The organism is Parabacteroides goldsteinii, assembly GCF_020091425.1.
In the GTDB taxonomy this organism is placed as follows: Bacteria; Bacteroidota; Bacteroidia; order Bacteroidales; family Tannerellaceae; genus Parabacteroides; species Parabacteroides goldsteinii.
This window is the reverse complement of the sequence record NZ_CP081906.1, coordinates 1,608,915-1,621,805: the sequence shown is the minus strand read 5'-3', so window position 1 is coordinate 1,621,805 and position 12,891 is coordinate 1,608,915. Positions and strand designations below refer to the sequence as shown.

General features: G+C 45.6%; 9 protein-coding genes. 4 read left to right on the top strand and 5 right to left on the bottom strand.

Annotation, left to right across the window (positions count from 1 at the left end; genetic code table 11):
* Window positions 1-9: 9 nt before the first annotated feature.
* Complete coding sequence (locus K6V26_RS07610; RefSeq protein WP_224264991.1) at window positions 10-891, top strand: aldose 1-epimerase family protein; 882 nt, start codon at window positions 10-12, stop codon at window positions 889-891.
* 86 nt (window positions 892-977) lie between these two features.
* On the opposite strand, the gene K6V26_RS07605 is transcribed toward K6V26_RS07610, so the two are convergent.
* Together K6V26_RS07605 and K6V26_RS07600 are read right to left on the bottom strand one after the other, a co-directional pair.
* Window positions 978-3,095, bottom strand: coding sequence for a M3 family metallopeptidase (locus K6V26_RS07605; protein ID WP_224264990.1), 2,118 nt, complete (start codon window positions 3,093-3,095; stop codon window positions 978-980).
* Window positions 3,096-3,142: 47 nt separating this feature from the next.
* Complete coding sequence (locus K6V26_RS07600; protein ID WP_224264989.1) at window positions 3,143-5,260, bottom strand: M3 family metallopeptidase; 2,118 nt, start codon at window positions 5,258-5,260, stop codon at window positions 3,143-3,145.
* A gap of 113 nt (window positions 5,261-5,373) precedes the next feature.
* Here K6V26_RS07600 and K6V26_RS07595 point away from each other — a divergent pair, with 113 nt between their 5' ends.
* A complete protein-coding gene (locus tag K6V26_RS07595; RefSeq protein WP_195586914.1) occupies window positions 5,374-6,324 on the top strand; it encodes an NAD(P)H-dependent flavin oxidoreductase in 951 nt (316 codons plus the stop codon).
* 208 nt (window positions 6,325-6,532) lie between these two features.
* Here the strand turns inward: K6V26_RS07595 and K6V26_RS07590 are convergent, their stop codons facing one another.
* The 3 genes from K6V26_RS07590 to K6V26_RS07580 form a co-directional block, all read right to left on the bottom strand.
* The gene (locus tag K6V26_RS07590) at window positions 6,533-6,697 is read right to left on the bottom strand and encodes a helix-turn-helix domain-containing protein (RefSeq protein WP_082207551.1); all 165 of its coding nucleotides are present in this window, start codon (window positions 6,695-6,697) and stop codon (window positions 6,533-6,535) included.
* Between the two features lie 270 nt (window positions 6,698-6,967).
* Window positions 6,968-8,128 carry a molecular chaperone DnaJ gene (gene dnaJ, locus K6V26_RS07585; RefSeq protein WP_010803395.1) on the bottom strand — a complete coding sequence of 387 codons (1,161 nt, stop codon included), beginning with the start codon at window positions 8,126-8,128 and terminating at the stop codon, window positions 6,968-6,970.
* A gap of 36 nt (window positions 8,129-8,164) precedes the next feature.
* A complete protein-coding gene (locus tag K6V26_RS07580) occupies window positions 8,165-8,749 on the bottom strand; it encodes a nucleotide exchange factor GrpE (RefSeq protein ID WP_007659266.1) in 585 nt (194 codons plus the stop codon).
* A 221-nt stretch (window positions 8,750-8,970) separates the two neighbouring features.
* Here K6V26_RS07580 and K6V26_RS07575 point away from each other — a divergent pair, with 221 nt between their 5' ends.
* On the top strand, window positions 8,971-10,395 hold the full coding sequence (locus tag K6V26_RS07575; RefSeq protein ID WP_224264988.1) for a PDZ domain-containing protein: 1,425 nt from the start codon (window positions 8,971-8,973) through the stop codon (window positions 10,393-10,395).
* 15 nt (window positions 10,396-10,410) lie between these two features.
* The gene (locus K6V26_RS07570; protein WP_195586910.1) at window positions 10,411-12,882 is read left to right on the top strand and encodes an endonuclease MutS2; all 2,472 of its coding nucleotides are present in this window, start codon (window positions 10,411-10,413) and stop codon (window positions 12,880-12,882) included.
* Window positions 12,883-12,891 lie beyond the last annotated feature (9 nt).

The following is a 12,891-nucleotide window of genomic DNA, read 5'->3' as shown; positions in this document are numbered from 1 at the left end:
ATAAATCTGATGAAGAAAACAGTATCGAATAATTCGCTCACCATTCAGGTGTCGCCACATGGAGCCGAACTAAGCAGCATTGTTGCCAACGCAACCGGTAAAGAATATTTATGGCAGGCCGATCCTACCTTCTGGAAACGCCATTCGCCGGTACTTTTCCCTATCGTAGGTAGTTTATGGAACAACGAGTATCGCCATAACGGAAAGACTTACAAGTTATCACAACACGGTTTTGCACGGGATCAGGAATTTAAACTGATAAAAGAGACTGATACGGAATTGCGGTTTCAACTACAGGATAATGAGGATACATTACAATTATATCCTTTTCCCTTTTGTCTGGAGATAGGATACAAACTGGCCGGAAACCAGATAGAAGTCTTATGGACAGTGAAAAATACCGGAAACGAGGAACTGCATTTCCAGATTGGAGCGCATCCGGCTTTTTATTATCCTGATTATGATAAAGACAGCAGTTCAAGAGGCTTCTTTGCCTTCGACCGGCATGAGGGACTTTCCTACAAACTCATTCAGGAAAAAGGTTGTATCGGAGACAAGGAATATCCGCTTTCACTTGACAAAGAAGGATTATTACCATTGGATATACATACTTTCGATAAGGATGCATTAGTACTTGAAAACAGCCAAGTAAAGCGGGTGGATTTACTGAAACAGGATGGCGGCTCTTATCTGACGGTATATTTCACAGCGCCTGTTGTCGGCCTTTGGTCGCCTCCCTCAAAGAACGCACCCTTCGTATGTATCGAACCCTGGTATGGCCGTTGCGACCGTGTTAATTACACCGGGGAATATAAAGACAGAAACTGGATGCAACATTTACAGCCGGGAGAGACGTTTGATGCGTCCTATATTATAGAGATACATGGATAGAAAATATTGAACCGGCCAGGTTCAATATGATGGTGCCTGTAGGGGCGGTTCGCGAACCGCCCCTACCAACGACACTACATTTACCTTTATTTCAATCCCCTGTTCTTCAACAACGGTTCCGTGTTCGGTTCTTTACCACGGAAATTTTTATACATATCCATTGCGTCGTCGATGCCGCCAGGGGTAAGAACGTATTCACGGAATTTGGCAGCTACTTCCTGATTGAAGATATCTCCGGTTTCCTTATAAGCCTGGTAAGCATCTGCATCCAGGACTTCGGCCCAGATGTAACTATAATAACCGGCTGTATATCCGCCACCCATCGTGTGATTGAAATAAGTAGTGCGATAACGGGAAGGTATCTGTTTCAATAGTCCGCGTTCACCCAAAACAGTTTCTTCAAACTTCATGACGTCTGCACCTTCATGTACTTCCTTCAATACATGGAAATCCATATCGAGTAAAGAAGCGGCCAGATATTCAGTCGTAGCAAAACCCTGTCCGTACTTTCCGCTCTTATCCAACTTTTCAATCAGTTCGGCCGGAATCACTTCGTTTGTCTCATAATGTTTCGCATATTCTTTCAGTAACTCAGGTTCGAACACCCAATGCTCCATCACCTGTGAAGGCAGTTCGACGAAATCGCGGGGAACACCCGATACACCATAATAATGTACGTTCTTAAACAAGTTATGCAAACCGTGTCCGAACTCATGGAATAATGTTTCCGCTTCATCCGCACTCAACAAAGCTGGTTGCCCCGGAGCCGGCTGGGAGAAATTACATACAATCGTTACGACCGGTCCCTGACGTTTGCCGTCTTTATAAGTCTGCGAACGATAGGTTCCGCACCATGCACCGCCGCGTTTGCTGGCTCTCGGGAAGAAGTCCATATAAAGAACACCCAGATGCGTACCATCTTTATCCTTACATTCGAAAGCCTGTGCATCCGGATGAGGCAACGGTATTTCCTTGATGGGTGTAAAGGTAATACCATATAATTTATTGGCTAACAAGAAAGCACCGTCACGCACATTCTCCAGTTTCAGATACGGGCGAACCTGGTTTTCATCCAAATCGAACTTAGCCTTCTTCGCTTTTTCGAAATAATAACGCCAGTCCCAGCCTTCCGCTTCGAAGTTGCCGCCTTCCTTTTTTATTTCGGCATTGATATCAGCCAGTTCTTCTTTCGCTTTTCCCAAAGCGGGTTTCCATATTTCGTCCAACAGAGCATATACTTTATCCGACGTTTTAGCCATACGGTCTTCCAGGACGAAAGAGGCATAATCGTCATATCCCATCAACTTCGCTTTTTCCAGGCGAAGCGTAACAAGTTTAAGCACGACATCTTTGTTATCGGCATCATTACCATTATTTCCACGGTTGATATAACCTTTGAAAATCTTTTCACGCAACGCACGGTTATCGGCATATTGCAGGAAAGGCATCACACTCGGATTATGCAAAGTGAAAAGCCATTTGCCTTCCAACCCTGCCGCACGGGCAGCAACCTCCGCGTTCAGTATCAGGCTTTCGGGCAGGCCGGCAAGGTCGTCTTTATTCTCAATAACCAATTGGAAAGCGTTTGTTTCCTTCAACATATTCTGTCCGAATGTCAACTGAAGCATGGATATCTCACTGTTCAGTTCACGTAAACGGGCTTGTTGCTCTGCATCCAGGTTCGCACCGCCGCGGACAAAACTCTTATAGGTTTCTTCCAGCAACTTCTTCTGTTCCTTATTCAGGTTCAGAGATTCCCGATTATCATACACAGCCTTTACACGGGCAAACAAATCTTTGTTCAGACGGATATCATCACTATTCTTTGATAATAACGGAGACAACTCACGGCTTAACGCCTGCATCTCATCATTTGTGTTGGCACTGTTCAGTCCGCTGAAAACGGCATTGACCTTACGCAGCAGGCTACCGCTCTGGTCAAGAGCAACAATCGTATTCTCAAAATCGGGAGCAGCCGTCTGACCGACAATATCATCTACTTCCTTTTGTTGTTGAGCTATCGCCTCCTTAAAAGCAGGCATATAATCCTCCAGTTCGATTTTATCGAAAGGAGGAACTCCGAACGGAGTCGTGAACTCCGTTAGTAAAATATCTCCTGGAGCTAAGATTTCAGACTTTTTCTCCGACGAACTGCAAGCACTAAGTGCAACAGCTATGCCGGCTGTCATAATCATTTTCTTCATATTGTTCTGTTTAAGCATGTTACATGCGCAAAGATAATAAAAAAATCTTATTTTAACCCTCTGTTCTTTAGCAACGGTTCAATGCCTGGCTCCTTGCCACGGAAGTTTTTATACATATCCATTGCATCATCGATACCACCCGGGGTAAGGACATATTTACGGAACTTGGAAGCGACCTCGAGGTTGAAGATATCGCCGGTTTCTTTGTAAGCCTCGAAAGCATCGGCATCCAGCACTTCTGCCCAGATGTAGCTGTAATATCCGGCTGTATAACCACCTTCCATCGTATGACCGAAATAAGTAGTACGGTAGCGCGGAGGTATCTGGCGGATTAATCCGCGTTTGTTCATCGCTTCAGCTTCAAAGGCTTCGATATCCATACCGGGCAGCTGTTCTTTCAAGGTATGATAATCCATATCCAACAAGGAAGCGGCCAGATATTCGACCGTAGCAAAGCCCTGTCCGTATTTGCTGCTTTTCACAATCTTGTCAACCAGCTCCTGCGGAATCACTTCTCCTGTCTGATAATGTTTGGCATATACTTTCAACACTTCCGGTTCGAACACCCAATGTTCCATTACCTGCGAAGGCAATTCCACAAAGTCGCGGGGAACACCGGCTACTCCGGTATAATGAACATCAGCAAACAAACCATGCAAGGCATGACCGAACTCATGGAAGACGGTTTCCGCCTCATCCGCACTCAGCAATGCAGGTTGCCCGGCAGCCGGTTTACTGAAATTAAATACGGTGGTAACAACCGGCAGCACTTTCTTTCCATCTTTATAACTCTGGTCACGGTATCCGCCACACCAGGCACCGCCACCTTTACCCGGACGAGTATAGAAATCCATATAAAGGACACCCAGTGAAGAACCATCCTTATCCTTACATTCAAAAGCAAAAGCATCCGGGTCCGGCTTCGGTATGTCCTTGATTTCCGTAAAAGTTATTCCATACAACTTATTCGCTACATAAAAAGCACCTTCACGCACATGGTTCAGTTCCAGATAAGGGCGGACTTCGTTTTCATCCATATTGAATTTTGCCTGACGGGCTTTATCCGCATAATAACGCCAGTCCCAACCTTCGGCTTCGAAGTCGCCGCCTTCCTTCTTTATTTCGGCATTGATATCGGCCAGTTCTTCCTTCGCTTTTTTCAGCGCCGGAGTCCAAATCTGGTCAAGCAGGTTATACACATTCTTCTCGTTCTTTGCCATGTTCTCATCCAGCACAAAAGCGGCAAAGTCTTCATAACCCAACAGTTTGGCCTTATCCAGGCGGGCAGCTACAAGTTCTTTGACAACGTTCTTATTGTCATTCCCGTTGCTATTGTTTCCACGGTTGATATACGCCTTGAATATCTTTTCCCGTAACGCACGGTTATCGGCATATTGCAGAAAAGGCATCACACTCGGATTATGGAGTGTGAAAATCCATTTGCCTTCCATTGAGTCGGCAGCGGCAGTTTCGGCAGCAGCGGCAATCAACGATTCGGGAAGTCCGGCCAAATCCTCTTTGTTATCTACAACCAGTTTGAAGGCATTCGTTTCTTTCAGTACGTTCTGCCCGAAAGTCAGCTCCAGGACAGATATCTTTTCATTCAGTTCACGCAACCGGGCTTGCTTGTCAGCGTCGAGGTTGGCTCCGCCACGTACGAAACCTTTGTAGGTTTCCTCCAGCAACTTCTTCTGCTCCTTATTCAGGTTCATTGAAGCCTGCTTGTCATACACAACTTTTACACGGGTAAAGAGAGCCGGATTCAGGCTGATATCATCCGAATGGGCGGAAAGAACTGGATACAGTTCCTGCTCCAGAGCTTGTATTTCGTCGGTCGTATTCACACTCGACTGACCGCTGAAAGCATACATCACTTTCGTCAACAATTCACCTGAGCGATCTAAAGCGACAATCGTATTCTCGAACGTCGGTTCTTCCGGATTATTGACAATAGCATCGATTTCCTTTTTCTGTTCTTCCATCCCTTTCTCAAATGCCGGCTTGTAATGAGCCACTTCTATCTTGTCGAAAGGAGGAACACCGAACGGAGTCGTATATTCCGTAAAGAACGGATTGGGTGCGGCATCGGCCACATCGCTTTTCTTCGAGGAGTTGCAAGCTCCTAAAACTACTGCCAGACCGGCAGCCATAAGCGCTTTATTCATAACTGTTATATTGTAAGAATTAATTTATATCCACATTATTTATAGAATCAGACACGCAAAGATAGGTAAGTTTTATTTTACTTTGTTCCCCTAACATTATAAATAGATTAGCCATGAACAGAATATGTAAATTGTTTGGTATTAAATATCCTATTATACAAGGTGGAATGGTTTGGTGCAGCGGCTGGCGGCTGGCTTCGGCGGTGAGCAATGCCGGAGGACTCGGACTGTTGGGAGCCGGCTCCATGCACCCCGAAGTATTACGCGAACATATCCGGAAATGCCGGGCTGCCACCGACAAACCTTTCGGGGTTAATGTACCTTTGATGTATCCGGAAATCGAAAATCTGATGAACCTGATGGTCGAAGAGGGAGTAAAAATCGTTTTCACCTCTGCGGGAAGTCCCAAAAAATGGACTCCGTTCCTGAAAGAACACGGCATAACGGTCGTCCATGTGGTGAGCAGTTCCCTGTTTGCCGTCAAATGTGAGGAAGCCGGTGTGGATGCGATTGTTGCCGAAGGTTTCGAAGCCGGAGGACATAACGGACGGGAAGAAACAACCACACTTTGCCTAATTCCCGCCGTACGCCGTGCCACTTCCCTCCCGCTCATGGCGGCCGGAGGAATAGGAACCGGTGATGCCATGCTGGCCACTTTTGCGCTTGGGGCCGAAGGTGTACAGATTGGAACACGTTTCGCATTGACTGCAGAAAGTTCCGCCCATGAAAACTTCAAGCAGCTCTGCCTCAGCCTCAACGAAGGCGACACGAAGCTGTTGCTGAAAAAGCTCGCTCCCACCCGCCTGGTGAAAGGCGGTTTCACAACTGCCGTAGAAGAAGCCGAAGCGCGGGGCGCATCGGTCGAAGAAATGCGTGCTTTATTAGGTAAAGGCAGAGCCAAGAAGGGTATGTTCGAAGGCAATCTGGAAGAAGGAGAACTGGAAATCGGACAAGTCGCCGCCCTGTTCAGAAAAGAAGAAACGGTTGCCGAAGTGATGGAAGAAATCATTACCGGCTACCGGCAGTCTCTCGGCCGGTTAAAGGACGAGTCCGGGACTTTCTGATTCCCGCCTATAGAGTCGTTCCTGTTTCCTTAGGAGGAAACACGCGTTTCCTGCCTGGGAAACTGTAGTTCCCTCCGCAGGAAATTGTAGTTTCCTAGGCAGGGAACTGGAGTTTCCTAAACACGGAACTACGAGGAAACTGTCATCAATTCACAATCAACCAATAGAGTTTTTTCTACGGGAAGCAGATTTTTATAACGTTTTGCTTTTAGAATAAAACCTCTCCCCTCCTTTTCTTATAATCGCCGGGAATGATTCCGTAGTGCTTTTTGAATACCCGGCAAAAGTAGGCGTCGTCTGTAAATCCCAGCTCATAAGCTATTTCCTTTATGGTATATTTATCATTGATTAATAGTTGTAGAGAGGCATTCATCCGTAATAAAGCGATATGATAGACAACACAAATCGGCAAGCATTTTAAGGTTCATCGACTCCGTAAAATGCTTATTGATAAACAAGCAAATCTTTTGGAATAAGAAACTAATAAATGAGGGCAGTAATATATTGCTTTATAAAAAAGAGGTATGTGAAAAGTCACCGCCCTGTCCTTCCGGGACAAGACCGATAATAAAAAAGAGTAAAGCCAACTTCCTGTTAGTCGACTTTACTCTTTTCTTATTTATCTGAGAATAGTTGAATACTTCTAATCAAACATATGTCTGAATTTGCTGAAGATCTTCTCTTTCATTGTACGATTCGGCTGGAAGTTCGGTGAATTATCCAAACCGGTCAGCGTTTCTTTTTCTGACGCTGATAATGTTTCAGGAATATATACGCTGACATTTACCAGCAAATCACCTGTTCCATAACTGTTCACGGAAGGAAGTCCCTTATTTCTCAGGCGAAGGACTTTACCCGGTTGCGTACCCGGCTCGATCTTCACCTTCGCTTTGCCGTCGATAGTCGGAACTTCTACGGTTCCTCCCAAAGCAGCCTGGGGAACACTCAACAACAAATTATACAGCAAGTCATTCTCGTCACGGATCAGTTCTGCATGCGGTTCTTCTTCAACCAAAATCAGCAGGTCACCGTTTATACCTCCGTGGCGGGCTGCATTTCCCTTTCCGCTCATGGATAACTGCATTCCTTCAGCTACGCCGGCAGGTATGTTGATCGTAATGATCTCTTCATCACGCATAACACCTTCACCGTCACATTGAGCACATTTTTTAGTGATGATCTTTCCTTCACCGCCACAAGTCGGACAGGTAGACTGTGTCTGCATCTGCCCCAGGATTGTATTGGCAATACGGGTAACGACACCACTGCCATGGCAAGTCTCACAAGTCTTGGAGCTGTGATCGTCTTCTGCTCCGCTACCGTGACATTTGCTACAAGGTACATATTTCTTAACTTTTATCTTCTTCTCTACTCCGTTAGCGATCTCTTTCAGATTCAGTTTTACCTTCACACGCAAATCTGATCCGCGATTCACACGACGGCCGCCACGTGAGCCTCCGCCAAAACCACCGAAACCGCCAAAGCCACCAAAGTGTCCTCCAAAGATGTCTCCGAACTGAGAGAAGATATCTTCCATTGACATTCCGGCTCCACCAAAGCCACCTCCCTGGGATGCACCTCCTACTCCGGCATGCCCGAACTGGTCATAGCGCTGACGTTTCTGAGGATCACTCAATACGTCGTACGCTTCGGCAGCTTCCTTGAAGTTTTCTTCTGCCTGTTTGTCACCGGGGTTCTTGTCCGGGTGGAATTGGATTGCTTTCTTTCGATATGCTTTCTTAATTTCTTCTACTGTGGCGGTTTTTGACACCTCCAGCACTTCGTAATAATCTCTTTTAGCCATCTTTGTATTGTTGTTATTTGCCCTCTAGCATGTTGCTTATTCTCCTACTACTACTTTAGCGTGACGAAGCACTCTGTCATTTAAAGTATATCCGGTCTGTACACAATCCAGGATTTTACCCTTCATGCCAGGTTCCGGAGCAGGAATAGTAGCTACAGCTTCAAACATTTCGGTGTCGAAAGGTTGGCCTACCGCTTCAATAGCTTTCACTCCCTGCTGGGCCAGATAAGCCATAAATTTGGAATAGATAAGCTCTACCCCTTCTTTCACGGCTTCCACATCATCCGAGTTACGGATATTCTGTAATGCACGTTCGAAATCATCGACTACAGGAAGTAAGTTTTTCAGGGCTGCCTCACCGCCGTTCTTAATCAAGTCTGCTTTTTCACGCAGGGTACGTTTGCGGTAATTATCAAATTCTGCCATCAGGCGAAGATGAGAGTCGTTCAATTCGTTATACTTCTTTTTCAACTCATCCAGCTCTTCGGTCACATTGTCAGTTTGCGCACATTCTTCTGCCGCATTTTCCTGTTCCTGCTGCAAATTTGTCGCTTCTTCGTTGTTCTGACATTCATTCTTTTCAGCCGTTTCCTTCTTTCCGTTAAAATTCATCTTGCTCATAACTATCTTAATATTTTTATTATTACCTAATTGTCAGCATAATACGACAACTTTCATCTACTAACACTTTGGATGCAGAAAAAGTTATCCTTACGATCATACACCGGAATAACATCAAATATGCTGCCAACTATTCATACTCAACAAAAATATCTTTACCTTTGCCTATAGATTTAGGTATAAACAGGTATTATTAATACTATAATAGAATTACTGGCATTATGAAAAGAGTTGTTTTATCCATATTATTGTTATTTGCATTCTTAACCGGTTATGCACAGAACCGTAGCGCGTCAATCTGTAGATTAGGATTCACATATGATATCAGCCAAAGTAACAACTGGGGAAAGTTCAAACCTGTCATTACAGGAGTTATCCCTTATTCTTCGGCAGAACTTGCAGGAGTTAAGCAAGGTGATATTGTAGAAGCGATAGACGGGGTGCAGTCGGCAGAAGTTTCTCCTCAGGAGATAGCCCAGTTACTGAATCCTGCCGGTAAAAACGAAGTGATACTAACCATCTCCAATCTTTCCATCCCGACCAAACAGGTAATGGTAAAGAAGGATTGCAAGAAGGTCAACTCGATCACTGAAGACCAGTTGGCTTCGGCTTTCTCCATGTACAGTCTGGAGACTACCAGCGAGCGCACTTTTACCTGTCCGTTCAAGACAGTGGTGACACCCGATTCTATAAGCTTCGGCAAATTCAAGACATTTGCTTTCGCAGCGATAGATGAGAACAACCGTAAACTGGAAAGTGCCATCAACGATTGCATCGAGAAAGAAATGACTAAAAAAGGACTGGTGCTGGATATCGCACAACCGGATATTCTGATACAGACATTCTACTTCTTCGATAAGAATCCGAATTTCAAAGGAGCCAACAAGATCCAGATAGAGAAAGAGCCTACTTTCCGTTATAATTTTACTCAGAGTAAGATGGATTCTTTCCCGTTCCTGGGTAATTCGGCGGCAGAGGCTGAAGCAGAATACCTGTTACAATTCGGTTTCCGAATGATCGACCAGGCATTTGTTCCGGGTCGCATCCTTTGGGAATGCGAGGCGAACGAATTGCTGGAAGACTCCTACAAGTTGGAAGAATATGCCCGTATCCATGTGCCGTTGATGCTGATGCAGTATCCGTATGTAAAATATGGTCGCAATGTGCAATATAAGGTAAACCAGAAGACTTATAATTACACCGGGATCTGTTATGACATCGACCGCCTGGAACTCATCACAGATGTAGACCGCAATTCGCCGGCTTACGCATCAGGACTTCGTCCGCGTGACGTGATCGAAAAGATCAATGACAACAAAATGAATTATTCCGCCGAAGAATTTACAGCAGGCTATAAGAACTTCATTTCCAAAACAATGAAATTCCGCGATCCTAAAACACAATTCACGGACGCAAACGGCTTCAAACGCTGTATGTTCTGGGATACATTCCAATACCCTCAGGTTGCCGACGCTTTACAAAAGTCAGGCAATGTAGGAGGTTTCTCCTACCTATATTATTATGCTCCTTATGTCAATCCGACCGGCAACAATGCCTGTACGTTTGAAATTAAACGGGGCAAAAACAAAATGGAAATGATCGTCCGCCCGACTATCCGCAGAGAGATTACGGTGGAGATAAAATAAAGCATATAAATAAACGTGATATACCCACAAAACTTTGAACAGAAAACGGGGTTCGATAAAGTACGCCGTTTAATTTCCGATAAATGTTTAAGCCCGCTGGGACAAGAGCGGGTTGCAGAGATGGAATTCTCTGCCGACTATACAACCGTTATTGAACGTCTGGAACAGACAGATGAGTTTGTCCGTATCCTGCATGGAGAGGTAGAGTTTCCTGCCAGTTTCTTTTTCGATGTCCGTTATTCGTTGAAACGGATACGCCCGGAAGGAACCTGGCTGGACGAAAAGGAGTTGTTCGACCTGAAACGTTCGCTACAGACAATCAACGATATTGTCCGTTTCTTCCGGACGGAAGAGGATGAAGAAATAGCTTATCCGGCTTTGACAGCGCTGGCTGGTGACATTCTTGTATTTCCCCAGTTGATCGGGAAAATCGATTCCATCCTCGACAAGTTTGGGAAAGTAAAAGACAACGCGTCTCCTACCCTGGCACAGATCAGGAAAGAAATTTCTTCCACGATGAGCGGTATTTCCCGCAGCCTGCAATCCATCCTGCGGAATGCACAGTCGGAAGGCGTAGTAGACAAAGATGTCACCCCGACCATGCGCGATGGTCGTCTGATGATTCCCGTCGCTCCGGCTTTTAAAAGAAAGATAAAAGGTATCGTACACGACGAATCGGCCAGTGGAAAGACAGTTTTCATCGAGCCGGAAGTTGTTGTGGAAGCCAACAACCGTGTACGTGAACTGGAAGGTGACGAACGCCGCGAGATCATGAAGATCCTGACGGAGTTTACCAATATTGTACGTCCGATGGTGCCAGATATCCTGCAATCATATGAGTTTATGGCAGATATTGATTTTATTCGTGCCAAAGCGCTCTTTGCCGAACAGGTAAAAGGGATCAAGCCGGTTGTGGAGAATGTACAACAGGTGGATTGGGCGCGTGCCGTTCATCCGCTGCTTTACCTGTCGTTGCAGAAACAAAACAAGCAAGTCATACCACTCGATATCACACTCGATGAAAAGAAGCGTATCCTGATTATTTCAGGACCGAACGCCGGAGGTAAATCAGTCTGTCTGAAAACGGTCGGACTGCTGCAATATATGATGCAATGCGGATTATTGATTCCATTGCACGAAAGTTCACGCACCGGTATATTCTCCAGTATTTTTATTGATATCGGTGACGAGCAAAGTATTGAGAACGACTTGAGTACTTATAGTTCCCATCTGACCAACATGAAGTATTTCGTCAGAAACTGTAACGAAAAGACAATCATACTGATCGATGAGTTCGGTAGCGGTACGGAACCCCAGATAGGTGGTGCCATTGCCGAGGCTTTGCTGGACCGTTTCAACCGGAACCGCAGTTTCGGTGTAATTACGACGCACTATCAGAACCTGAAACATTTTGCCGAAGATACGGAAGGCATCGTAAACGGCGCCATGTTGTATGACCGCCATCTGATGCAGCCGTTATTCAAATTGTCTATCGGGAATCCGGGTAGTTCGTTTGCCGTCGAGATCGCACGAAAGATCGGTTTACCGGAAGATGTGATAGCAGACGCCTCTGCCAAAGTCGGCTCCGATTATATCGATATGGATAAATACCTGCAAGATATCGTCCGCGATAAACGTTACTGGGAAAGCAAACGGCAGAATATCCGCCAGCAGGAAAAGAAACTGGAAGATATCACCTCCCGTTACGAAAAAGATCTGGAAGAGGTAAACAGGCAACGAAAGGAAATCATGCGCGAAGCGAAAGCCGAAGCGCAACGAATACTGGCCGAAGCTAATGCAAGAATCGAGAATACGGTTCGTGAAATCAAGGAAGCACAAGCCGAAAAGGAACAGACCAAACTTGCCCGCAAAGCGTTGGAGGAGTTTAAGGCCTCTGTCGAATCGGCCGGAGAAGAAGATGACAAGATCGCCCGCAAGATGGCGAAGTTGCAGGAACGGAAAGAGCGTAAAAAGCAAAAACAGAATGCACCTGCCGCCAAACAGACATTCAACCGCGATGTGATCGAGGTGGGCGACAATGTCCGCCTGAAAGGACAGGTTTCTGCCGGAACGGTTATGGAACTTCAGGGCAAACAGGCAGTCGTAGCATTCGGTATGATTAAAAGTACGGTTAAACTGGAACAACTGGAGAAAGTCAGCAAAGGACAGATCAAGAAGGAAATCCAGAAAAGTACGTTTGTCAGCTCGGATACGACCGACCATATGCACGAAAAGAAATTGAACTTTAAGCAGGAAATAGATGTTAGAGGTATGAGGGGCGATGAAGCACTGCAAACTGTCACCTATTTCATTGACGATGCCATCCAGGTCGGAGCATCGAGGGTACGTATCCTGCATGGTACAGGTACAGGTATCCTGCGGCAACTGATACGCGACTATCTGCATTCAGTCCCCGGTGTCCGCCATTACCACGATGAGCATGTTCAACTGGGAGGTGCAGGCATCACTGTTGTGGAACTGGATTAAACAAAGGTA